The following is a 22,496-nucleotide window of genomic DNA, read 5'->3' as shown; positions in this document are numbered from 1 at the left end:
AGCGCTCTTAAGCGCTGGCTCTCTTGTGTATCATAGCTGGATACACTTCAACAGCCTGGCCACACTGATTAGGCTGTTAATTATTCAAGCGTCGATTGCGCAAAGCGCACAAGGAGTGGTTTGTGATTAACGTTGGCATCGTGGGTGGCACCGGTTATACCGGCGTCGAACTTCTCAGACTGCTGGCTCAGCACCCTCAGGTAAACGTCAAGGCCATCACCTCTCGCTCGGAGACGGGCGTAAAAGTGTGCGACATGTACCCCAATTTACGCGGTCACTACGACACGCTGGCATTCAGCGAACCCGACGCCAAGGCGCTAGGCGCAATGGATGCGGTGTTTTTTGCGACTCCCCACGGCGTTGCCCACGCGCTTGCAGGAGAGCTGCTGGCAAACGGCACCCGTGTCATCGACCTCTCTGCCGATTTCCGCCTGCGCGATGCCGACGAGTGGAGCCGTTGGTACGACCAGCCCCACGGCGCGCCGGAGCTGCTTGAAGAAGCCGTTTACGGCCTGCCCGAAATGCATCGTGAAAAGATCAAAACGGCTCGTTTGATTGCCGTTCCTGGCTGCTATCCCACCGCCGTTCAGCTAGGTTATCTGCCGCTGTTAGAAGCTGGCTTAATTGATCCGAACCAGCTGATTGCCGACTGCAAATCTGGTGTGACCGGTGCTGGCCGCGGTGCCAAAGTTGCTTCGCTGTTGGCCGAGGCCAGTGAATCCATGAAGGCCTACGGCGCGGGTGGCCACCGCCATCTGCCGGAAATTCGTCAAGGCTTGGGCGATATGCAGCCCAACCCAGTGGGGTTGACCTTTGTTCCCCATCTAACGCCCATGATTCGCGGCATTCACGCCACGCTTTACAGCACGCTGACCGCCGAGCCAGAAGATCTACAGGCGCTCTTTGAGCAGCGCTACGCCAACGAGCCGTTTGTCGATGTCATGCCCGCCGGCAGCCACCCGGAAACCCGCAGTGTCAAAGGCAACAATACCTGCCGCATCGCGGTCCACCGCCCAGGTAACGGCGATACGGTTGTGGTGCTTTCAGTCATTGATAACCTGGTGAAGGGCGCTTCTGGGCAAGCCATTCAAAACCTTAACTTGATGTTTGGCTTTGATGAGCACATGGGGCTTAACGCCCCCGCGCTGATGCCCTAACGTTTGAGGAATTCCCAGCAATAGTTGACCAATTTGCTGGGAATTATCCATAATTACCCCCCAATGCGGATTATTCGTTCTTAAAGCTCGCGGGAGGTACCCATGAGCGGTGCAGAAGCTTTTGTTCCAACCCCTTTATTACTCTCTGATAGCGCCCGTAAGCGTATCAAAGCACTGATGGCAGAAGAGAGTAACCCTGCGCTTAAGCTGCGCGTGTACGTGACCGGCGGCGGCTGTTCTGGCTTTCAATACGGTTTCGACTTTGCTGAAAACGTTGCTGAAGACGACACACTCATCGAATTTGGCGATGCAACGCTAGTGGTCGACCCGCTCTCTTATCAGTATTTGGTAGGCTCCACAGTGGATTACGAGGAGGGCCTAGCAGGGGCTCGATTTCGTATCCAAAACCCCAATGCCACTACCACGTGCGGATGTGGCGCCTCGTTTATGGTGTGACCAACGTTGGTGGCAACCCCTTCCCCATGACTTGACGCCTTGGCGGTTTCTCGCCAAGGTTGAAAGGTCAATAACGGTTGCCTAGCCAATTTATAAGAAAAAAAATTCTATAAATTGCGCGGCTAACCACATAAAACATGGGGAAACTAATGAAACACCTATTCACTACCTCTACTATTGCGACCGCCATCACACTGGGTTTGGGCAGTACCACCGCGTTTGCACAAACGCCTACCGTCAACGTGGCCACTGACCCAAGCTTTGTGCCCTTTGAGATGCTCGACCCCGAGACCGGTGAAATGATCGGTTTTGATATGGACATCATCAATGAAGTCGCTGATCGCGCTGGCTTTGAAGTCAACCTCACCACCATGGAGTTCTCGGGCATCATTCCTGCGGTGCAAACCGGCAGCCAGGAAATTGCCATTGCTGGCACGACCATCACCGAAGAGCGTGCTCAGGTCGTTGACTTCTCTGATCCCTACTACGACTCCGGTCTGCAAATCATCGTACGTGCTGATAACGAAGAGGTCTCCTCCATCGAGGATCTCGAAGGACTGTCAGTGGCCACCAAAATCGGCTCCACCAGCTACGACTTCTTACAACAAGAGCTTGGCGAAGACGCCGATATCACGCCCTACCCAGGCACCGCTGATATGTACATGGCGCTGCTGGGCCGTAACGTCGACGCCGTACTTTACGATGCGCCCAACGTGGCTTACTTCTCACAAACCCGTGGCGAAGGTCGCACTAAAGTCGTCGGCCCGCTGTACGAAGGTCAGCAGTACGGCATCGTATTTCACAAAGGCAGCGAGTGGGTAGAGCCGACCAACGAAGCGCTGGCCGCTATGCGTGAAGACGGCACCTACGATGAGATCTACACAAAGTGGTTCGGTGAAGCACCCAGCGCTGAGTAATTAGCGCTATATGCCATAACCAACGCTTAAAGCGACTCTCACCACAGGGCCGGGCGGCCATTTCCCCCCGGCCCTGTGTCGTTGTTCCCCTTGCCTGGAGATAACGCGTGGACGTTAACTTTCAGTTTGATTGGTCGGCTGCGTTCGGGTCGATCCCCTACTTGTTACCCGGTATTCCCTGGACGCTACTAATTTCATTTGGCGGTCTGGCGATTGGTTTTTTCATCGGTATTTTCTTTGGGTTGCTGCGTATTAGCCCGGTACGCTGGCTGCGCTGGCCTGCGGTTGTGTATGTTGAAGTATTCCGCGGCACCCCTATTTTGGTCCAAGTGCTGTTTATCTTTTACGGCTTGCCGCAACTGTTGGGTGGGCCCATCAACGCCCTGGTAGCGGGTATAGCGGCCATTGCCGTCAACTCCGGTGCCTATATCTCTGAAATTGTGCGCGGCGGCGTTCAGTCCATCGAGCGCGGCCAGCGGGAAGCATCGCTATCGCTTGGCCTCTCTCGGGTGCAGGCGTTTCGCTATGTGATCTGGCCGCAGGCACTGCGCCGTATGATTCCACCGCTGGGTAACCAGGGCATTATCAGTATCAAAGATACCTCGCTTTTTTCGGTTATCGGGGTCAGTGAGCTGGTACGCCAAGGGCAGATCTATATCGCCACTACCTTCACCGCGCTGGAGGTCTACTTCATGGTGGCGCTGATGTATCTCGCCATTACCTGGACCCTCTCACTGGTGCTGCGCCAAATCGAGCGCCGCGGCCTCGCCGGACAATAAGGAGCGCACAATGACTTCTACTCAAACGCCCATTGTGCGTATGCAAAAGCTCCACAAGCACTTTGGCAGCCTGCACGTACTCAAAGATATCGACCTGGAAATTGTGCCTGGTGAAGTCGTCGTGGTCATCGGGGCCAGCGGCTCGGGTAAATCCACACTCATTCGCTGTATCAACGGCTTAGAAGAGTTTCAGTCAGGCAGCCTGGATGTGGACGGCAATACGCTGCTACCGAACGGTAAAAGCAGTCAGGCGCTGCAAACCATCCGCACCGAAGTGGGCATGGTGTTTCAGCAGTTCAATCTGTTCCCGCATCTTAGCGTGCTCGATAACGTCACTCTCGCACCGATGAAGGTACGTGGCTGGAGCCGTCAGGATGCCGAAGAGACTGCCAAGCGGCTACTTGATCGCGTAGGTATTGCCGACCAGGCAAATAAGTACCCCAGCCAGCTCTCCGGTGGCCAGCAGCAGCGTGTGGCGCTGGCGCGTGCGTTGGCCATGGAGCCGCGCCTCATGCTGTTTGATGAGCCAACCTCAGCCCTTGACCCCGAGATGATTGGCGAAGTGCTAGACGCCATGCGGGAGCTTGCCAAAGAGGGTATGACCATGGTGATTGTTACTCACGAGATGGGCTTTGCACGTGAGGTAGCCGACCGCATCATCTTTATCCATAAAGGCGAAATTGCCGAACAAGGCACCCCTGAGCAGCTCTTCGATTCCCCTCAACACGAACGCACTCAGTCGTTCCTGGCACGGGTACTGAAGCACTAATGTCGTGCTAACCATGCGCTCTTAAATCGCCAATATTGCGCTTAAAACGTCCTATCTAATGGCCTGTCTTCATGACAGGCCATTTTTTTTTGCCTGTGGATACTATTTTTTACACGCTCCTCGCTACTTCGCCACGAAGCCCACCATGAGCGCTTATCAGCATGATTTGAGTATGTGAAGCAGGTTGTTCACAGGTGCGGTAACAAGCCAGGTACCCAGCGGTGGATAACCCGTTGTCAGTCAGTCTTGTGGGTAAGTCGCACTTTCATCCACAGCTCCAACACCGCTTCTACGCAGGCACTCCGCTGCTTAATCACCTAAAGGTCAACAATGTAAAATACTGATAAAGCTAGCGTTAGTAGACTTATCAACAGATTTTGTCCACACCAGTAGTTACTACATCAACAGAACTTCTCTTATTTATTTTTATTTTGTTATTAATAAAGACTGAACCCTTTGGTTGGGGTGTGGAAAAACCTGACGGTTACCCACAGGAGGTTTATACTGGCGGGCTTATTCCAACAGCGCTGAATCGCTGACCACATCATCCGTGCCAACAGGCGCAAGACGAGGTGTCTCTTGAACTACCCCGACCGCTTTGACGTGATTGTCATCGGCGGTGGCCATGCGGGAACTGAAGCCGCACTGGCCTCTGCTCGTATGGGCTGTCAAACCCTATTGCTAACTCACAACATCGAGACGCTTGGCCAAATGTCGTGCAATCCCGCCATTGGCGGCATCGGCAAAAGCCATTTGGTGAAAGAAATTGATGCGCTCGGCGGTGCAATGGGGCTAGCCACGGATTTAGGCGGCATCCAGTTTCGCGTGCTCAACGCACGCAAAGGGCCAGCGGTACGTGCAACCCGTGCCCAAGCCGACCGTATCCGCTACAAAGCCGCCATTCGCGGCATGCTGGAAAACCAGCCCAACCTGACGATTTTTCAGCAGGCGGCAGGTGATCTCATTGTGGATAACGACACCGTACGCGGCGTCGTGACTGAAACCGGCATTCGCTTTCACGCAGAATCCGTTGTGCTCTCAACCGGTACCTTCCTAGGTGGCGTTATCCACATCGGGTTGGATCAAAGCCGCGGAGGCCGCGCGGGTGATCCGCCCTCCAACGCGCTGGCAGAACGACTGCGTGCGTTGCCGTTTCACGTTGACCGGCTCAAAACCGGCACGCCGCCGCGTATCGATGCCACAACCGTCGATTTTTCGCAGTTGGAAGAGCAGCCGGGCGATACCCCAACGCCGGTGATGTCTTACCTCGGCTCGCGGGAGATGCATCCCCAGCAGGTAAGTTGCCATATCGCGCACACCAACGAGCGTACCCACGAGATTATTCTGGGTAACTTGGATCGCTCGCCAATGTACTCTGGCGTGATTGAAGGGATCGGCCCGCGCTACTGCCCCTCGATTGAAGATAAAGTGCACCGCTTTGCCGACAAATCGAGCCATCAGGTGTTCATCGAGCCTGAAGGCCTGGATACCCACGAGCTCTATCCCAACGGCATCTCGACCTCGCTGCCGTTTGATGTGCAGCTGCAGGTGGTGCGCTCGATCAAAGGGTTAGAAAACGCACACATCACGCGTCCTGGCTATGCCATTGAGTACGATTTCTTTGATCCGCGGGATTTGAAACACTCGCTGGAAACCAAATTTATCCACAACCTGTTTTTTGCCGGGCAAATCAACGGCACAACCGGGTATGAAGAAGCAGGTGCCCAGGGGCTACTGGCGGGTTTAAACGCCGCTCGCCGCGCTAAACAGCTCGACGCTTGGTACCCCCGCCGTGATGAAGCCTACCTCGGCGTTTTGATAGACGACTTAATCACCATGGGCACCAAAGAGCCCTACCGCATGTTTACTTCGCGGGCGGAATATCGACTGCTGCTGCGTGAAGACAATGCCGATCTGCGCCTGACCGAAAAAGGCCGCAAGCTAGGCTTAGTCGACGACACGCGCTGGGCCGCATTTAGTCAAAAGCGCGAAGCCATCGAGCGGGAAACTGCACGCTTGGCCACCACTTGGGTGCAACCCAATAGCCCGGCGGCAGAAAAAATCGCTGAAAAAACCGGCAGGCCGCTACCCCGAGAGTACTGCTTAAGTGATTTGCTGAAACGCCCTGAGCTGACGTATGCCGATATTACCTCGCTCCCCGGTATGGAAAGCGGTGACGTACACGACGAAGCCGTGGCCGAACAGGTGCAAATTCAAGCCAAATATCAGGGCTATATTGATCGTCAGCAGGATGAGATCGATAAGCTTAAGCGTCATGAAGCTACGCCGCTGCCTGCGGAACTTGATTATCACCGGGTGGAAGGTCTCTCCAACGAGATTCGCCAAAAACTCAGCGACACCCGTCCAGAAACCCTTGCACATGCAGCCAGGATTTCTGGGGTAACGCCCGCAGCCATATCGATTCTGCTCGTGCATCTGAAAAAACGCCGCCTGATTACCAACGCCGAGGTGGCCAACGGATGAGTCGACTCCAGCCGCTGGTCAACAGCTTACCCAATGGCGTTGCACCACGACTTGATCAAGGCCTATCGGCGCTGGGAGTAATCATCAGCGCTGAACAGAGAGAGCAGCTACTTGGTTTACTGGCGCTGTTGCACAAGTGGAACCGGGCTTATAACCTCACCGCAGTGCGTGATGTTGAAGAGATGGTCTCTCGCCACGTGCTGGATAGCGCCGCTGTGGCGCCCTATGTTCATGGCCCAACGCTGCTGGATGTGGGGGCAGGGCCTGGGTTACCCGGCTTGGTACTCGCGATTATGAAGCCCGAACTTCAGGTGACGCTGCTGGATAGCAATGGCAAGAAAGTCCGCTTCCAGCGCCAAGCGGTGATGGAGTTGGCGCTGACGAACGTGACGCCTACTCAGGCACGGGTAGAGCAGTTCACCGGCCAGCACTTTGATCAGGTGATCTCACGTGCGTTTGCCAGTTTGGTGGATTTCGTGACACTAACGCGCCCCCTGCCATCTGCAAATGGCCAGTGGCTAGCAATGAAAGGCCCCGGTGCTGATGACGAGCTGCGTAACCTGCCGGAAGGCATTGAACTCAGCGAGCGCCACCTGTTGAATGTACCCTTTGAAACGGCCGAGCGGCAGCTGTTGATCCTGACCCCAAAAGGAGTTGAGTAGTGAGCCAGATCATTGCCCTGACCAACCAAAAAGGCGGCGTGGGCAAGACCACTTCAGCCGTTAACCTGGCCGCCAGCCTGGCTGCTCTTGACCGCCGCGTACTGCTGGTGGACTTGGATCCACAGGGCCATGCCAGCATGGGCAGCGGGATCGACAAGTACGATCTTGAGAAAAGCGTGCTGGACGTGTTGCTTGGCGAAGCCACTGCGGGCGAGGTTATCGTTCGCGGGCTGCCGGTTCATTACGATGTTCTACCCGGTAACGGCGACCTGACCGCCGCGGAAGTGGAATTACTGGATAGCGACCAACGTCAAAGCCGCCTATCGCTTGCACTTGCCAGCGTCGCGGACGATTACGACGTGGTGCTGATCGACTGCCCACCATCGCTGAATATGCTGACGGTGAATGCGCTCACCGCCGCGCATGGCGTACTGATTCCGCTACAGTGTGAATTTTACGCCCTAGAGGGGCTCTCGGCGCTGCTGGATACGGTGGAGCAGATCAAGCAAAGCGTGAATCCTGAGCTGGCTGTCTCCGGCATTTTGCGCACCATGTACGATAAGCGCACCAGTCTCACCCGAGAAGTAGATAAGCAGCTACGCGACTTTTTCGGCGATGCGCTTTTGAAAACGACGATTCCGCGCAACGTGAAAGTCGCTGAAGCGCCAAGCCACGGCGTACCGGTCACTCAATACGCGCGTTTTTCGCGGGGGAGCCAAGCCTATCGCGTGTTGGCCAAAGAGATGATTCGGCGTCTATCGCTGTAACGGTTGCCGCTGTAGCGTTCAAAGTACATAACGTTAAAAGTACGAGGGAAAGCGAATGACGCGTAAACGCGCGCTAGGACGTGGCCTGGATGCCCTGATTGGTGCGGGCGCCCGTCGTCGTGACAGTTTAGACCTGACCGGTGGCGCAACGCTTGAGAGCGCCGACGCCCCGATGCCAGACGTGGCGGTGGATGACGCAATGGCTGAACGCCTGGAGCGTCTGCCACTTGGGCAACTGATGCGTGGGAAGTATCAGCCGCGCCGAGACATCCAGCCTGAAGCCCTGGAAGAGCTTGCCGACTCGATCCGTGCCCAAGGCGTGATGCAGCCCATCGTGGTGCGTCCGGTAGGTAAAGACCGCTATGAAATTATTGCCGGTGAGCGCCGCTGGCGCGCCGCGCAACTGGCCGAGCTGGACGTTATTCCGGCGGTCATACGCCATGTGAGTGATGAAGTCGCGCTGGCCTTAGCGCTGATTGAAAATATCCAGCGGGAAAACCTCAACGCGATTGAAGAAGCGATTGCGCTGAAGCGTTTGGGCGATGAATTTGAGCTCACTCAGCAACAGATTGCTGATGCAGTGGGTAAGTCTCGTACCCAGGTTGCCAACTTACTTCGTCTGCTGGCCCTCGACCCAGAGGTGCAAACCCTGCTAGAGCGGGGCGATTTAGATATGGGTCACGCTCGCGCACTGCTCTCGTTAACCAGTGCACAGCAGCGCCAAGTCGCCCACGAAGTGGTCAATAAAGACCTTACCGTGCGCGATACCGAAGCGCTGGTGAAAAAGGTGCAAACCAATCAGGCACCTGCGCCGACCGCCAAGCAAGCGGCCAAGACACCGGATGTGGCCCGCTTAGAAACCCACCTGGGCGAAATTCTCGGTGCGCCTGTTTCGATTGATCATGGTCAAAAAGGCAAAGGCCGAGTCACTATTCGTTATACAAGCCTTGAAGAGCTGGATGGAATTCTGGCGCACATTAAATAGCACGCTAATGAAAGATACGGCCTATTTTTAGCCCTTTGGTCGCAAGTCGGCGCTGAAACGCGCGAATTCCGTGCAACTTCGGTTGAAGGTGTGATAGCGCTTCCCTATAATCGCGCAAGATTTGTGCAGGTTGCTTATCGATGCGCTTGAAAGGCACATCGGCAGCAACCCATCTAACGCGCTGGGGAATCATTTGCTTACTAGCGATATGTTGAAAGCTTATGCAGCGAATTGAAACCCAGCGGCAGCGAGCCTACTTCGCTCGGCTAACCGGCGCCCAGCTCGTGGTGATGCTGCTTGGAGTGCTGCTGGCTTATCCGGTAGCCCAGATGCCAGGGGTGCTATCGGTCATAACGGGAGCACTGGTAGCGTTGCTGCCACACGCTTTCTTTATACAGCGCATGGGAATTTTTGGTAAAACGCGTCGTTCTCCAGGCGCTATGGTTCTGTTTCGCGCCGAGGCAGGTAAGTTTGGTTTGACGGTGGCACTGTTTGCTCTGGTGTTCGTGGTAGTGCCTCCCTCAAACCCCGCTTTCTTTTTTAGTGCTTATGTTGCGATTGTTCTAACGCATTGGCTTGCACCTTGGTTAATGCCTGGGAAATCGCACAACTGATTGAGGTGACATGTCTATGGCCGCAGGAAACGAAGTCTCGTCGACTTACTATATCCAGCACCACTTGCAGAACCTGACCTTTGGTAAACATCCAGAGAATGGCTGGTCGCTGGCGCACTCCGCCGAAGAAGCTCGTGAAATGGGCTTTTGGGCCATTCATCTGGACACCATGGGCTGGTCGATCGCCATGGGCCTCCTGTTTATCTGGATTTTCCGTAAAGCCGGTAAAGCAGCAACAACGGGCGTTCCTAGCGGACTGCAAAACGCTGTTGAAATGGTGGTTGAGTTCATCGAGAACCTCACCCGCGCGACGTTCCATGGCCGTAACCCGGTCATTGCCCCGCTGGCACTGACGCTGTTCGTGTGGATTTTGCTCATGAACACGCTGAAAATTATTCCGGTCGACTATGGCCCTGAGCTCTTTAAACGGTTAGGCGTTGAGTACATGAAAATTGTACCGACCACGGACCCGAACGCCACGCTGGGTATGGCGCTGGGCGTGTTCTGCCTGATTATTTACTACAGCATTAAAGTCAAAGGTGCCGGTGGTTTTGCCAAAGAGCTGTCGCTTACGCCGTTCAATCACTGGGCGCTGATCCCCTTCAACCTGGTACTTGAAGTGATTGGCCTGCTGGTGAAGCCGTTAGGCCTTGGCCTGCGTCTGTTCGGTAACATGTTTGCCGGTGAAGTTATCTTTATTCTGATTGCTCTACTGCCGTTCTGGGCAATCTGGCTGTTGGACGTGCCATGGGCCATCTTCCACATTCTTGTGGTAACGCTGCAGGCCTTTATTTTCACCACGCTGTCGGTTGTATACCTCAGCGCGGCGCACGAACATCACTAAACCAAGCAACGACGTTTTCATTAACCCTCAACCCTTAACCAAAACTTAAACTCAGGAGCAACATCATGGAAATGGTTTATCTCTCAGCTGCCATCATCATCGGTCTGGGCGCACTGGCTACCGGCATTGGCTTCGCTCTTCTGGGCGGCAAACTGCTTGAGTCTACTGCGCGTCAGCCGGAACTGGGCGACCAGCTGCAAACCAAAACCTTCATCATGGCCGGTCTGCTTGACGCCGTTCCGATGATCGGTGTTGGTATCGCGATGTACCTGATCTTCGTTGTTGCCGGTTAATGCAGCTTAACCGAGCGGCTCTCCGCTCGGTTTTGTTTCACTCCGGTCGCCACGAATTTGTCAGAGGTACATCCCTGTGAATATCAACATGACGCTTATCGGGCAGACGATCGCCTTCGCGATCTTTGTCTGGTTTTGCATAAAGTATGTGTGGCCTCCGATCAGCAACGCGCTTCACGAGCGTCAAAAGAAAATTGCTGATGGCTTGGACGCAGCTAGCCGTGCTACCCGTGATCTTGAGCTAGCTCAAGAGCGTGCTGAACAGACGCTACGCGAGAGCAAGGAACAGGCATCTCAAATTCTCGAGCAAGCGAATAAGCGCTCTGCCCAAATGATCGAAGAGGCACGTGAACAAGCGCGTGCTGAAGGCGAACGTTTAGTGGCTAATGCTCGGTCAGAAATTGAGCAAGAAATTAATCGCGCGAAAGACGAACTGCGTGCACAGGTTTCCCACCTTGCGATCGTAGGCGCTGAGCGTGTTCTTGAAGCCTCTGTTGACGAGAAAGCGCACCGCGACTTGCTTGATAAGCTTGCCGCTGAACTGTAAGGAGGTGACCCATGGCGGAACAATCTACCGTCGCTCGTCCTTACGCCAAAGCGGCGTTTGAATACGCGCGCGATCACCAAGCGCTTGACGCTTGGTCGCAGGCACTGGCAATGGCGGGATCAATCGTCATCGATCGCCAAGTTGCTGGCCTGCTAGGTAGCCCCAAACTCAGCAGTGAACAGAAAGTGTCGTTAGTAGCAGACATGCTGGGCGACAACGCAGACGATGCGTTTAAACGCTTTCTGACCACCTTGGCCGATCAGCGTCGCTTAGCGGCGTTGGATGCTATTGCTGACCAGTTTGAACACCTTCGCGCAGAGCATGAACAGCGTATCGACGTCACTGTGGTTTCAGCTTATAAGCTGGACAGCAAGCAGAAGACCAAGCTAGGCAACGCGCTCAAGAAACGTCTAAATCGCGAAATCTCCATTACTACTCAGGTGGACAAGTCGCTTATCGGCGGTGTCATCCTGCGTGCCGGCGACACCGTCATTGACGGGTCGGTGCGTGGTCGATTGAACCGCCTTTCCGAAGCGCTGACCGCTTGAGTCTGAGGGACATGGCATGCAGCAACTGAATCCTTCCGAGATCAGCGACATCATCAAGCAGCGAATTGAGAAGCTTGACGTCGCATCCGAAGCCCGTAATCAGGGCACCATCGTCAGCGTTTCCGACGGTATCGTGAAAATTCACGGCCTCGAAGACGCGATGTTTGGTGAAATGATTGAATTCCCCAACAGCATTTTCGGCATGGTACTGAACCTGGAGCGTGACTCCGTCGGTGCTGTTGTCCTGGGTGACTACCTGCAGCTTGAAGAAGGTATGACCGCTAAATGTACCGGTCGTATCCTTGAAGTACCGGTAGGTCCTGAGCTGATTGGTCGTGTTGTCGATGCGCTGGGTAACCCCATCGATGGCAAAGGCGAGATCAACGCTAAACTGACCGACGCGGTAGAAAAAGTAGCGCCTGGCGTTATTACCCGTCAGTCCGTTGACGAGCCGATCCAAACTGGTTTGAAATCTATCGATGCCATGGTGCCAATCGGTCGTGGTCAGCGTGAGCTGATCATCGGTGACCGTCAGATTGGTAAATCTGCCATTGCCATCGATGCGATCATCAACCAGAAAGGCAAGGGCGTTACCTGTGTCTACGTAGCGATCGGTCAGAAGCAGTCGACCATTGCTAACGTCGTTCGCAAGCTCGAAGAGCACGGCGCGCTGGAACACACCATCATCGTCGCTGCAGGCGCTGCCGATCCGGCACCGATGCAGTTCCTGGCCGCTTACTCTGGTTGCACCATGGGCGAGTACTTCCGTGACCGTGGTGAAGACGCACTGATCGTGTATGACGATCTTTCCAAGCAGGCCGTTGCGTACCGTCAGGTATCGCTGCTGCTGCGTCGTCCGCCGGGCCGTGAAGCTTACCCCGGTGACGTTTTCTATCTCCACTCGCGTCTGCTGGAGCGCGCTGCGCGCGTTAACGCTGACTACGTTGAGAAGTTCACCAACGGTGAAGTGAAAGGCAAAACCGGTTCTTTGACTGCACTGCCGATCATCGAAACACAAGGTGGTGACGTATCAGCGTTCGTTCCGACCAACGTTATCTCCATCACCGATGGTCAGATCTTCTTGGAAACCAACCTGTTTAACTCCGGTATTCGTCCGGCGATTAACGCAGGTCTCTCGGTTTCTCGTGTAGGTGGTGCTGCGCAGACCAAAATCATCAAGAAGTTGGGTGGCGGTGTTCGTCTAGCCCTGGCTCAGTATCGTGAACTGGCGGCGTTCTCGCAGTTTGCCTCTGACCTTGATGAAGCGACGCGCAAGCAGCTCGAGCACGGCCAACGCGTGACCGAACTGATGAAGCAGAAGCAGTACTCGCCGATGTCAGTGGCGGAAATGGCGCTGTCTCTGTACGCCGCTAACGAAGGTCACCTGGACGATGTGAGCGTCGATAAGGTGCTGGACTTCGAACGTGCTCTGCACGATTACATGAAGTCTGAGCACAGCGAGCTGCTCGATAAGATCAACCAGACCGGCGACTACAACGGCGAGATTCAGGACGGCTTGAAGTCAGGTCTCGAGAAGTTCAAGGCGACTCAGAGCTGGTAATGTTCGGCCCGCCTGCAGGCGGGCTTGCATGCTTTCTGAGAGCCACGAACGAAAGGTAGATCGCTATGGCAGCTGCAAAAGAGATACGCACCCAGATCGGGAGCATTAAAAATACGCAGAAGATTACCAGTGCCATGGAAATGGTAGCTGCATCGAAAATGCGTAAAGCGCAAGATCTGATGAAGGCTGGCCAGCCGTACGCCAAGCAGATTCGTAACGTGGTAGGCCACATTGCCGACGCAAACCCCGAGTACAAGCACGACTATATGGTCGAGCGTAACGAGGTAAAGCGTGTTGGTTACATTGTGGTCTCCACCGATCGTGGCCTGTGTGGCGGCTTGAACGTCAACCTGTTCAAGGCAGTGGTGAAAGACGCCGTTGCCTGGAAACAGCAAGGCGCTGAGCTGGACTTCTGTGCCCTCGGTTCGAAAGCCGGTGCTTTCTTCCGTAACTATGGCGGCAACTTGATTGCGGCCAAGAGCGGACTGGGGGAAGCACCGACCGTCGAGGGTCTGATCGGTAGTGTCAAGGTCATGCTCGAAGCGTATGACGAAGGACGCCTGGATCGTCTGTACGTGGTGTATAACGAGTTCGTCAACACCATGACCCAGCGGCCCGTCGTGCGTCAGCTTCTTCCGCTGTCGCCTGACATGGGCGATGACGCTAAGCATGACGAAGAAAACGCCCGTCCCGGAAGCTGGGACTACCTGTATGAACCGGATGCCAAGGCGTTGTTAGACGGCCTGTTGGTTCGATTCATCGAATCGCAGGTGTATCAGGCGGTAGTCGAAAACGGTGCGTGCGAACAGGCCGCCCGAATGATCGCTATGAAGAGTGCCACTGATAACGCGGGCAACCTGATCGACGATCTGGAGATGGTGTACAACAAGGCCCGTCAGGCCGCCATCACCCAGGAAATTTCCGAGATCGTCGGCGGCGCTTCAGCCGTATAACGCCAAGGGAGCCTGCCATCGCTAAGGTGGCTCCCGGCAAACAGGTTTCATTTGCAGGTTTTTGAGAGGAACCAAGATGAGCGGACGTATCGTACAAATCATCGGCGCGGTGATTGACGTAGAGTTTCCGCGGGACTCTGTGCCCAAGGTCTACGACGCGCTGAAGGTCTCCAACGTTGAGACCATCCTCGAAGTCCAGCAGCAGCTGGGCGACGGCGTAGTACGCGCCATTGCCATGGGCTCCACCGAGGGCTTGAAACGTGGCTTGGACGTAACCAACACAGGTGCCGCGATTTCCGTACCGGTCGGTAAGGAAACGCTGGGTCGCATCATGAACGTACTCGGCGAGCCGATCGACGAAGCTGGCCCGATCGGTGAGCAAGAGCGTATGCCGATCCACCGAAAAGCGCCGAGCTATGCCGATCAGGCAGCGTCTAATGAGCTGCTCGAGACCGGTATCAAGGTCATCGATCTGGTCTGCCCCTTCGCGAAAGGCGGTAAGGTTGGTCTGTTCGGCGGTGCGGGTGTTGGTAAAACCGTTAACATGATGGAGCTTATCCGCAACATCGCCACCGAGCACAGCGGCTACTCTGTATTCGCTGGTGTTGGTGAGCGTACGCGTGAGGGTAACGACTTCTATCATGAAATGACCGAATCCAACGTTATCGACAAGGTAGCGCTGGTCTACGGTCAGATGAACGAGCCGCCCGGTAACCGTCTTCGCGTGGCGCTGACCGGTTTGACCATTGCGGAAAAATTCCGTGATGAAGGCCGCGACGTTCTGCTGTTCGTCGACAACATCTACCGTTACACCCTGGCCGGTACCGAAGTATCTGCCCTGCTGGGTCGTATGCCGTCTGCGGTAGGTTATCAGCCGACGCTGGCCGAAGAGATGGGCGTTCTGCAGGAACGTATCACCTCGACCAAAACGGGCTCTATCACTTCCGTACAGGCCGTTTACGTCCCGGCGGATGACTTGACCGACCCATCGCCAGCTACCACCTTCTCGCACCTAGATGCGACCGTGGTACTGGCGCGTTCCATCGCCGAGCTGGGTATCTACCCCGCGATCGACCCGCTGGACTCCACCTCGCGTCAGCTGGACCCGCTGGTCGTCGGTGAAGAGCACTACGACGTAGCGCGTGGCGTTCAGAACGTTCTGCAGCGTTACAAGGAACTGAAGGACATCATCGCGATTCTGGGTATGGACGAGCTGTCTGACGAAGACAAGCTGGCCGTTGCCCGTGCGCGTAAGATCCAGCGCTTCCTGTCGCAGCCGTTCTTCGTGGCCGAGGTCTTCACGGGCTCGCCCGGTAAGTACGTGTCGCTGAAAGACACCATTCGTGGCTTCCAGGGCATCCTCGCGGGTGACTACGACGATCTGCCGGAACAGGCCTTCTACATGGTCGGCTCCATCGACGAAGCTGTCGAAAAAGCCAACCAGATGAAGAAGTAATCCCGTCCATTAGGGGGATTCGCTATGGCGAATAGCTTCACTTGCAATATCGTCAGCGCAGAAGCATCCATCTTCTCAGGTAAGGTTGAGCAGGTGATTGCTTCCGGGATGATGGGTGACCTCGGCATTTTGCCGGGGCACGCCCCGCTGCTGACCGAGCTTCAGCCGGGCCCGATCCGCGTGATCCACGATGATGGCAAGGAAGAGAACTTCTTTGTCTCTGGCGGCTTCATGGAAGTCCAGCCAGATGTCGTGACGATCCTGGCAGACGCTGCGGCGCGTGCCAGCGACCTCGACGAGGCCGCTGCCGAGGAAGCGCGTCAGCAGGCGCTGAAAGCCTTTAACGAGAAGTCAGCGGAGCTGGATTATACCCGTGCTGCCGCTGAACTTGCCGAAGCCGTTGCACAGCTGCGAACGATTCAGCAGCTGCGTAAAAAGGCGGGTAAAGGCTAATTAGACGCTCTGCGTAATCAAACGCCCCTTAAACCCGATTCAGGGTTTAAGGGGCGTTTTTTTTGTCTGTTAATATGCGGGTGAGTCATCCCAGAGTTGAACGTCTCAGGAGCGAGCGATGGCGCTAAACGAAGAAGCCTTACAGGCGTTGAAGACCGAGCTTCTCGATGAGCTGGTCAAGGAAGATCCCAGTAAGTCGCAATTGGCGGAACGCCTCGCCGAAATCCGCTCGGCTGATATTGGCGAAGTGCTCGAAGAGCTGATCGAAGAGGATGAGGAGTTAAGCGCCGCTTTGACGGTGTTGGACATTCTCTCCACCGAGCGAGCCGCCAATGTGTTGGGCTATCTACCCAAAGAGAGCCAGCTCGAGGTGGTGGGAGAGCTGTCCGATAGCCAGGTGCTCAAACTGCTCGAAGAGATGGGCTCCGACGAGCGGGCGGATTTGTTTAACCGGCTTGGGGAAGACCGTCGCGAAGCGCTGTTGCGTCGTATGGCGCACCAGGAGCGCGAGGATCTCAAGCGCTTGGCGAGCTATGAAGAGGGCACTGCCGGCGCCATCATGACCTCTGACTATGTTGCCATAGCCAGTGGCATGACGGTGTCACAAGCAATGATGCGCGTGCGCCAAACCGCCCCTGATGCAGAAACGGTCTACCAGCTTTACGTGCTGGATAATGACGGCCATCTGATCGGCACCATGTCGCTACGTCAACTGATGGTCGCGCGCCCTGGGGCGTTGGTGGATGACATTATGATCAAAGATGTCATCAAAATCCCTGTGGATAAAGCGCAGGAGGAGGTGGCGAGAATTGTGGCTCGGTACGACTTGCTGGCGCTGCCTGTGGTTGATGCCGATGGCCGTATGGTAGGCATCGTGACTCACGATGATGCCATGGATGTTGCTGAGTCAGAGGCCACCGAAGATATCCACAAAGGGATGTCCATCGGTCAGCTAGAGGATGGCGTGAGCCGGGTACCACTGTGGAGTCTTTACCGCAAACGCGTGTTTTGGCTGGTCTTACTGGTCTTTGCCAACCTTTTTTCGGGGGCTGGTATCGCTTATTTCGAGGAGACCATTGCTGCTCAGGTGGCGCTGGTATTTTTCTTACCGCTGCTGATCGGTAGCGGCGGTAATGCCGGTGCGCAGGCCGCCACGCTGATGGTGCGTGGCATGGCCACCGGGGACGTAGGCGTGAAGGATTGGAGCAAGATGCTGGGGCGTGAGCTGTTGGTGGCTGGTTCATTGGGTTTGACCATGGCCATTGCCGTCGCCCCCATTGGGATTTTTCGTGGCGGGGAAGCGGTGGCCATCATCGTGGCGCTCAGCATGGTGACCATCGTGCTGTTTGGCAGCTTGATCGGCATGTGCTTGCCGTTCGTTTTGGAGCGCTTCAAAGTAGACCCCGCGACGGCCTCGGCTCCGCTGGTGACCACGCTGATCGACGCCACCGGCGTACTGATTTACTTCAGTATTGCAACGGCCATACTTGCCGGCGTCTGACCTGGGTTAGGGTAGCCTAGCGCATGGCGCTGCTGGCCGCCCGGGTGATGAACATGACCTCCACATGACCCAGCCACTCGATGTCGCTGGCGAGCGCCTTGAGCTGGCTCGCCAAACACTGAGGCGGCTGGTGAACGGCGTCGCCAATAATCAGCGATACCGATACCTTATCTTCTAAGTAGTGGAGCTGTAGCTCGTTCAGCGTGCGCCATACCGGATGTTTGTACCAGCGCTCGTTCAGCGCCGCTTCCACTTCTGGACGCAGCGGCAGGCCTGGTAGGCGGCTGGGGTCGCCTTCACCGGCGTCATCTTCTGGGTCAACGTGGAAGATAACATCTGTGAGCAAAGGAAACTCGTGGCGCAAACGGCGGCTCACTTCATTACCGATTTCATGAGCTTCCGAGACGGTAATTTTAGGCCCCACCACCACATGCAGATCGACCATCACCCAACCTGCCGATTGACGGGTGCGCAGGTCGTGCACGCTATCCACGCCGGGGACGCTACACGCCACGTCATGCATCTGCTGCTGTACTGTTTCGGGGAGTGCGGTGTCGACCAGTTCGCGAGCGGACTCCCACAACAGGTCTAAACCCACTTTACCGACCATCAGGCCAACGATAATGGCGGCCACAGCATCTAGCCAGCCCAAGCCAAACTGTGCGCCTACTAAAGCCACCAGCACCACGGCGGTTGAAAGTGCGTCGCTGCGCGAGTGCCAAGCGTTGGCTTCTAAAAGCTTGGATTTCAAGCGTTTCGCGACCCGCATGGTGTAGCGAAAAATCCACTCTTTGCTAATCAGTGCCAGTATGGCGATGACGATCGCAAGCGCCCCCGGGGCGCCCACTTCTGTGCCGCTCAACAGGCGATCCACGCTTGACCACGCAATACCCCCCGCCACGAAGATTAGGACGCTGCCTAATAGCAGCGTGGTGAGGGTTTCGATTCGGCCATGGCCGTAGTGGTGATCGTTATCTGGCTCCTGGCGGCCATAGTGAATGGCTGCCAGCACGAACCCATCGGTCACAAGATCAGAGAGCGAATGGATACCATCGGCAATCAGCGCAGCAGAGCCGACAAAAAAACCAACGGCGACTTTGATAATGCTCAGCAAACCGTCCAGCCAAGCGCCGATATAGGTTACGCGCTTAGCCTCTTGGCTATCTAACTCGCGATTGGGAACCACTGGCGTTTCTACGGTCTGAGTCATGAGGTACCTGCAGGGACGCATACTTCCAATAGACGCCCATTGTAGCTTACCGCCGGGCAAGCTCTATACCCTCTTGTGCATTCTCAGGCGTTACCGGTGCGGACAATGAAAGTTGGGATGTGTATCCTAAGCGCCGCTGCAGGTGAGACGACCTCATTTCATAACGCAACACAGAACATAGACAGGACGACCTATGGATTGGCTCCAAGTGGTAGTATTGGCGGTGGTGCAGGGGCTCACAGAATTTCTTCCGATTTCCAGCTCCGCTCATCTGATTTTGGTGCCGGTGCTCACCACCTGGGAAGATCAAGGTCTCGCGTTCGATGTGGCACTCCACTTGGGTAGCTTGAGCGCCGTCGTCCTCTATTTTCGCCAGGAAATTTGGCAAATGATCGCCAGCAGCCTCACGGCGGTAAGAGGCAACGGCGTCAATGAGGATGCGCGTCTAGCGTTTTGGGTAGTCGTGGCCACCTTGCCGGTGTGCATCGTCGGCTTTCTCCTCCATGACCTGATCGCAGGCTACATGCGCTCGACGCTGATCATCGGCCTTAGCCTGATAGGGTTCGGCTTACTGCTAGGCTACGCCGACTGGAAAATGCGCGGTACCCGCAGCGAGTATCAGTTGACGCTAAAAGACGCACTGATCATCGGCGGCGCTCAGGTATTAGCGCTGATCCCCGGTACGTCGCGCTCGGGGATCACGATGACCGCGGCGCTGATGGTTGGCATGAATCGAGAAGGCGCCGCGCGCTTCTCGTTTTTGCTCTCGATTCCCGTCATCGTGCTCGCCGGTGGCCTCGAAGCGGTGAATCTCGTCAAAGCGCCTCACTCGATCGACGTACCCGCTATGCTAATAGGGGTGCTTTTATCGGGTATCAGCGCCTTCGTGTGTATTCACTACTTTCTCGTCGTAATCAAAAAGCTGGGGATGCAGCCGTTCGTGGTATACCGCGTGCTGTTTGGTGCCTGGCTACTCTGGTTTTTTCATTTCTAACCCGCGCGTTCAATGAAGGACATCGGATGAAAGGCTATCAAACTGCGTGTAGGCGACTGGGCGTCGTGACGCTGGTGGGCGTTTTGCTGGCGGGCTGTTCAGAAAATGATCGGCCGCTGGAGCCACCAGTGCGCTTTGAAGGCGGTATTTTTGGCACCTATTATCAAATTACTCTGGTCGACCCGCTGACGCAGGGCGAAGCCAATGCTTTGGAAGAGGGCATATTGGCCGAGATGGAAGACGTTGACCAAGCGATGTCGACCTACCGTGACGATTCAGAACTAGTCGCCTTTAACGACGCGCCGCTCAACGAGTGGCAGCCGCTCTCTAACGAGCTGATCGAAGTGCTGGCGATAAGCCGCTCGGTGTCGGAAGCAAGCAAAGGGGCGTTTGATATCACCATTGGCGATGTGGTGAATCTATGGAGCTTTGGTCCCGAGGCACGTCCCGAAGAGGTGCCTAGCGAGGCCGAGTTAAGCGAGCGCATGGCCACGATTGGGTTCGATGCAGTCGAGGTGGATACCCAGCGGATGCAGGCGCGTCGCCTCCGGGATGTATTTGCCGATCTCTCTGGCGTCGCCAAAGGCCACGCTACCGATCGCGTGGCGGCGTATCTGGATCAGGAGGGCATCGATAATTACCTGGTCAATATCGGTGGCGGGCTGATTGCCCGTGGTTACCGGGACATCGAAGATCAAACGCCTTGGCGTGTCGGCATTGAAGTGCCGCAAAGCGGGGTACCGGAAGCGCAACATGTGATTGCGTTGGAGGGCATGTCAGTGGCTACCTCCGGTGATTACCGTAACTACTTTGAAGTCGATGGTGAGCGTTTCTCGCATCTTCTGGATCCGCGAACCGGTCAGCCCATCAAGCATCAGCTAGCGTCGGTATCGGTGTTCCACCCCTCCAATGCCTGGGCCGATGCTTGGGCCACGGCGCTCACCGTCGTGGGGACCGAGCAGGGTATGCAGCTGGCCGTCGAAAACAACCTCAATATTTTGATGTTAGTACGTGAGGGGGAGCGTTGGCGTAGCTTGGCGAGCCCCGCCTTCGTCAACTATTTCGGTGATGCGCTGATCGATGAACTGGGCATCGAGCCCTGGACGGCCTCCTCAGCGAATCGCCAAATGCAAACAGGTGAATGACATGCACGACCTCGATATCGTCATCTTAGCCGCAGGTAAAGGCACACGGATGCGCTCTCAGTTGCCCAAAGTACTGCACACGCTAGCGGGTAAGCCCATGGTAGAGCACGTACTGGCAACGGCCAGTGGTCTGAACCCGAGTCGTACCCACGTGGTGATTGGCCATGGTGCTGACCAACTTCGCGACGCGTTGGCGGAGTATGATGTCTCGTTTGCACTGCAAGAAGAGCAAAAAGGCACCGGACATGCAGTGGCTCAGGCGCAGCCTCAGTTGGGCAGCGGTATCGTGTTGGTACTGTATGGCGACGTGCCGCTGATTCGTCGCGATACGTTGGCCGACCTGCTGGCTAAGGTGGATGAGCAGCACATGGGCCTGCTCACCGTCACGCTGGAAGACCCCAGTGGCTATGGGCGTATCGTGCGCGATGCCGAGGGCCACGCCGTGGCGATCGTCGAGCAGAAAGATGCCAATGAGGAGCAGCTGGCGATTAACGAGTGCAACACCGGCATCATGGCCATGACCAGTGCCCAGTTGAAGCGCTGGTTGCCCCAGCTATCAGCGGAAAATGCCCAGGGCGAGTACTACCTGACGGACGTTATCGCCATGGCAGCCAGCGAAGGCGTCAAGGTCGCCACGGCGCAGCCCCATAACGCCACCGAGGTAGAGGGGGTCAATAACCGCTCGCAAATGGCCCGCTTGGAGCGCGCTTACCAGCAGCAGACGGCAGAAACACTCATGGCCCAAGGCGTTGCCTTGGCTGACCCAGCGAGAATTGATGTGCGCGGTAAGCTTACCTGCGGCCACGACGTCTTCATCGACGTAGGCTGTGTTTTTGAAGGGGACGTCGAACTTGGCGAAGGCGTGCGGGTAGGCCCCTACTGCATTATCAAAAACAGCACCATTGGCGCAGAGAGTGAGATTCACAGCCACAGCGTCATCGACACGACCGTGGCGGCGGGTCTTAACCAGGTCGGCCCCTACGCACGGCTGCGTCCTGGCACGCGCTTAGCCGTGAAAGCCAAGGTGGGAAATTTTGTCGAAACCAAAAATGCCGACGTGGGTGAAGGCAGTAAAATCAACCATTTAAGCTACGTGGGTGATGCGCGCCTGGGGCGCGATGTGAACGTGGGCGCGGGCACCATTACCTGCAACTACGATGGCGTGAACAAACATCGCACCGAAATTGGCGATAACGCCTTCATCGGCTCCAACACTGCCTTAGTGGCACCTGTCACGGTAGGTAAGGGTGCCACTGTGGGCGCTGGTTCCACGATTGCAAAAGATGTGACTGAGTATGCATTAGCGGTCACCCGCAGCCGACAGCTAGAGAAGCCCGACTGGCCGCGCCCGGTTAAAAAGGTTAAATAAACGTATTAGCACGTTGGATTACACGGCGTGAG

23 protein-coding genes are annotated in these 22,496 nt (G+C 55.9%); 22 read left to right on the top strand and 1 reads right to left on the bottom strand.

Going from position 1 to position 22,496, the window contains the following annotated elements; genetic code table 11:
- The first annotated feature begins 122 nt into the window (after window positions 1-122).
- From argC to mgtE, 19 genes are all read left to right on the top strand, one after another.
- Window positions 123-1,157 (top strand): N-acetyl-gamma-glutamyl-phosphate reductase, encoded by a 1,035-nt coding sequence (gene argC / locus L1249_RS09785; RefSeq protein ID WP_228168729.1) that lies wholly within the window; start codon window positions 123-125, stop codon window positions 1,155-1,157.
- A 102-nt stretch (window positions 1,158-1,259) separates the two neighbouring features.
- Window positions 1,260-1,613, top strand: a complete 354-nt coding sequence (erpA, locus tag L1249_RS09780) for an iron-sulfur cluster insertion protein ErpA (RefSeq protein WP_054640714.1) — start codon at window positions 1,260-1,262, stop codon at window positions 1,611-1,613.
- A 149-nt stretch (window positions 1,614-1,762) separates the two neighbouring features.
- Complete coding sequence (locus L1249_RS09775) at window positions 1,763-2,530, top strand: transporter substrate-binding domain-containing protein (RefSeq protein WP_228168730.1); 768 nt, start codon at window positions 1,763-1,765, stop codon at window positions 2,528-2,530.
- A 107-nt stretch (window positions 2,531-2,637) separates the two neighbouring features.
- On the top strand, window positions 2,638-3,309 hold the full coding sequence (locus L1249_RS09770; protein ID WP_054640716.1) for an amino acid ABC transporter permease: 672 nt from the start codon (window positions 2,638-2,640) through the stop codon (window positions 3,307-3,309).
- A gap of 10 nt (window positions 3,310-3,319) precedes the next feature.
- Window positions 3,320-4,078, top strand: a complete 759-nt coding sequence (locus L1249_RS09765) for an amino acid ABC transporter ATP-binding protein (protein WP_054644921.1) — start codon at window positions 3,320-3,322, stop codon at window positions 4,076-4,078.
- A 579-nt stretch (window positions 4,079-4,657) separates the two neighbouring features.
- A complete protein-coding gene (gene mnmG, locus L1249_RS09760; RefSeq protein ID WP_228168731.1) occupies window positions 4,658-6,562 on the top strand; it encodes a tRNA uridine-5-carboxymethylaminomethyl(34) synthesis enzyme MnmG in 1,905 nt (634 codons plus the stop codon).
- Window positions 6,559-7,224 (top strand): 16S rRNA (guanine(527)-N(7))-methyltransferase RsmG, encoded by a 666-nt coding sequence (rsmG, locus tag L1249_RS09755; RefSeq protein ID WP_054640718.1) that lies wholly within the window; start codon window positions 6,559-6,561, stop codon window positions 7,222-7,224. Before mnmG ends, rsmG begins: the two co-directional genes overlap by 4 nt.
- A complete protein-coding gene (locus L1249_RS09750; protein WP_054640719.1) occupies window positions 7,224-7,991 on the top strand; it encodes a ParA family protein in 768 nt (255 codons plus the stop codon). Before rsmG ends, L1249_RS09750 begins: the two co-directional genes overlap by 1 nt.
- Window positions 7,992-8,046: 55 nt before the next feature.
- A complete protein-coding gene (locus L1249_RS09745; RefSeq protein ID WP_062361056.1) occupies window positions 8,047-8,976 on the top strand; it encodes a ParB/RepB/Spo0J family partition protein in 930 nt (309 codons plus the stop codon).
- Window positions 8,977-9,197: 221 nt separating this feature from the next.
- Window positions 9,198-9,590: an ATP synthase subunit I gene (locus tag L1249_RS09740; RefSeq protein WP_044628600.1), complete on the top strand. Its 393-nt coding sequence runs from the start codon at window positions 9,198-9,200 to the stop codon at window positions 9,588-9,590.
- A 16-nt stretch (window positions 9,591-9,606) separates the two neighbouring features.
- Window positions 9,607-10,434, top strand: coding sequence for a F0F1 ATP synthase subunit A (gene atpB / locus L1249_RS09735; RefSeq protein ID WP_044628644.1), 828 nt, complete (start codon window positions 9,607-9,609; stop codon window positions 10,432-10,434).
- Window positions 10,435-10,499: 65 nt separating this feature from the next.
- Window positions 10,500-10,727, top strand: coding sequence for a F0F1 ATP synthase subunit C (gene atpE / locus L1249_RS09730; protein WP_007112217.1), 228 nt, complete (start codon window positions 10,500-10,502; stop codon window positions 10,725-10,727).
- Between the two features lie 76 nt (window positions 10,728-10,803).
- Entirely contained in the window at window positions 10,804-11,274 is a 471-nt protein-coding gene (locus L1249_RS09725; RefSeq protein WP_054640721.1) for a F0F1 ATP synthase subunit B, read from the top strand.
- An 11-nt stretch (window positions 11,275-11,285) separates the two neighbouring features.
- Window positions 11,286-11,822 carry a F0F1 ATP synthase subunit delta gene (locus L1249_RS09720; RefSeq protein ID WP_062361058.1) on the top strand — a complete coding sequence of 179 codons (537 nt, stop codon included), beginning with the start codon at window positions 11,286-11,288 and terminating at the stop codon, window positions 11,820-11,822.
- A gap of 16 nt (window positions 11,823-11,838) precedes the next feature.
- Window positions 11,839-13,383: a F0F1 ATP synthase subunit alpha gene (gene atpA, locus L1249_RS09715; protein ID WP_062361061.1), complete on the top strand. Its 1,545-nt coding sequence runs from the start codon at window positions 11,839-11,841 to the stop codon at window positions 13,381-13,383.
- Between the two features lie 65 nt (window positions 13,384-13,448).
- Window positions 13,449-14,336 (top strand): F0F1 ATP synthase subunit gamma, encoded by an 888-nt coding sequence (gene atpG, locus L1249_RS09710; RefSeq protein WP_089675879.1) that lies wholly within the window; start codon window positions 13,449-13,451, stop codon window positions 14,334-14,336.
- Between the two features lie 76 nt (window positions 14,337-14,412).
- Window positions 14,413-15,792: a F0F1 ATP synthase subunit beta gene (atpD, locus tag L1249_RS09705; protein ID WP_062361064.1), complete on the top strand. Its 1,380-nt coding sequence runs from the start codon at window positions 14,413-14,415 to the stop codon at window positions 15,790-15,792.
- 24 nt (window positions 15,793-15,816) lie between these two features.
- Entirely contained in the window at window positions 15,817-16,245 is a 429-nt protein-coding gene (locus tag L1249_RS09700) for a F0F1 ATP synthase subunit epsilon (protein WP_089675878.1), read from the top strand.
- A gap of 118 nt (window positions 16,246-16,363) precedes the next feature.
- The gene (mgtE, locus tag L1249_RS09695; protein ID WP_137094509.1) at window positions 16,364-17,746 is read left to right on the top strand and encodes a magnesium transporter; all 1,383 of its coding nucleotides are present in this window, start codon (window positions 16,364-16,366) and stop codon (window positions 17,744-17,746) included.
- Between the two features lie 16 nt (window positions 17,747-17,762).
- On the opposite strand, the gene L1249_RS09690 is transcribed toward mgtE, so the two are convergent.
- On the bottom strand, window positions 17,763-18,956 hold the full coding sequence (locus tag L1249_RS09690; protein ID WP_044628608.1) for a cation diffusion facilitator family transporter: 1,194 nt from the start codon (window positions 18,954-18,956) through the stop codon (window positions 17,763-17,765).
- Between the two features lie 193 nt (window positions 18,957-19,149).
- Between L1249_RS09690 and L1249_RS09685 the strand changes: the two genes are divergently transcribed.
- The 3 genes from L1249_RS09685 to glmU are packed head-to-tail and all read left to right on the top strand — an operon-like array spanning window position 19,150 to window position 22,464.
- Complete coding sequence (locus L1249_RS09685; protein ID WP_044628609.1) at window positions 19,150-19,950, top strand: undecaprenyl-diphosphate phosphatase; 801 nt, start codon at window positions 19,150-19,152, stop codon at window positions 19,948-19,950.
- Window positions 19,951-19,976: 26 nt separating this feature from the next.
- The gene (locus L1249_RS09680; protein WP_228168732.1) at window positions 19,977-21,095 is read left to right on the top strand and encodes an FAD:protein FMN transferase; all 1,119 of its coding nucleotides are present in this window, start codon (window positions 19,977-19,979) and stop codon (window positions 21,093-21,095) included.
- A 1-nt stretch (window position 21,096) separates the two neighbouring features.
- Window positions 21,097-22,464, top strand: a complete 1,368-nt coding sequence (gene glmU, locus L1249_RS09675) for a bifunctional UDP-N-acetylglucosamine diphosphorylase/glucosamine-1-phosphate N-acetyltransferase GlmU (protein ID WP_228168733.1) — start codon at window positions 21,097-21,099, stop codon at window positions 22,462-22,464.
- The last annotated feature ends 32 nt before the right edge of the window (window positions 22,465-22,496 follow it).

The sequence above is a fragment of the Halomonas sp. Cn5-12 genome (assembly GCF_021532545.1).
GTDB lineage: Bacteria > Pseudomonadota > Gammaproteobacteria > Pseudomonadales > Halomonadaceae > Vreelandella > Vreelandella aquamarina.
This window is presented reverse-complemented; position numbering and strand designations above follow the sequence as displayed.

Excerpts from the sequence above, each read along its gene's own strand:
- erpA (WP_054640714.1), top strand. The coding sequence starts at position 1,260 with ATGAGCGGTGCAGAAGCTTTTGTTCCAACCCCTTTATTACTCTCTGAT.
- L1249_RS09775 (WP_228168730.1), top strand. The coding sequence starts at position 1,763 with ATGAAACACCTATTCACTACCTCTACTATTGCGACCGCCATCACACTG.
- L1249_RS09765 (WP_054644921.1), top strand. The coding sequence starts at position 3,320 with ATGACTTCTACTCAAACGCCCATTGTGCGTATGCAAAAGCTCCACAAG.
- rsmG (WP_054640718.1), top strand. The coding sequence starts at position 6,559 with ATGAGTCGACTCCAGCCGCTGGTCAACAGCTTACCCAATGGCGTTGCA.
- L1249_RS09745 (WP_062361056.1), top strand. The coding sequence starts at position 8,047 with ATGACGCGTAAACGCGCGCTAGGACGTGGCCTGGATGCCCTGATTGGT.
- L1249_RS09740 (WP_044628600.1), top strand. The coding sequence starts at position 9,198 with ATGCAGCGAATTGAAACCCAGCGGCAGCGAGCCTACTTCGCTCGGCTA.
- atpB (WP_044628644.1), top strand. The coding sequence starts at position 9,607 with ATGGCCGCAGGAAACGAAGTCTCGTCGACTTACTATATCCAGCACCAC.
- atpE (WP_007112217.1), top strand. The coding sequence starts at position 10,500 with ATGGAAATGGTTTATCTCTCAGCTGCCATCATCATCGGTCTGGGCGCA.
- L1249_RS09720 (WP_062361058.1), top strand. The coding sequence starts at position 11,286 with ATGGCGGAACAATCTACCGTCGCTCGTCCTTACGCCAAAGCGGCGTTT.
- atpA (WP_062361061.1), top strand. The coding sequence starts at position 11,839 with ATGCAGCAACTGAATCCTTCCGAGATCAGCGACATCATCAAGCAGCGA.
- atpG (WP_089675879.1), top strand. The coding sequence starts at position 13,449 with ATGGCAGCTGCAAAAGAGATACGCACCCAGATCGGGAGCATTAAAAAT.
- atpD (WP_062361064.1), top strand. The coding sequence starts at position 14,413 with ATGAGCGGACGTATCGTACAAATCATCGGCGCGGTGATTGACGTAGAG.
- L1249_RS09700 (WP_089675878.1), top strand. The coding sequence starts at position 15,817 with ATGGCGAATAGCTTCACTTGCAATATCGTCAGCGCAGAAGCATCCATC.
- mgtE (WP_137094509.1), top strand. The coding sequence starts at position 16,364 with ATGGCGCTAAACGAAGAAGCCTTACAGGCGTTGAAGACCGAGCTTCTC.
- L1249_RS09690 (WP_044628608.1), bottom strand. The coding sequence starts at position 18,956 with ATGACTCAGACCGTAGAAACGCCAGTGGTTCCCAATCGCGAGTTAGAT.
- L1249_RS09685 (WP_044628609.1), top strand. The coding sequence starts at position 19,150 with ATGGATTGGCTCCAAGTGGTAGTATTGGCGGTGGTGCAGGGGCTCACA.
- L1249_RS09680 (WP_228168732.1), top strand. The coding sequence starts at position 19,977 with ATGAAAGGCTATCAAACTGCGTGTAGGCGACTGGGCGTCGTGACGCTG.
- glmU (WP_228168733.1), top strand. The coding sequence starts at position 21,097 with ATGCACGACCTCGATATCGTCATCTTAGCCGCAGGTAAAGGCACACGG.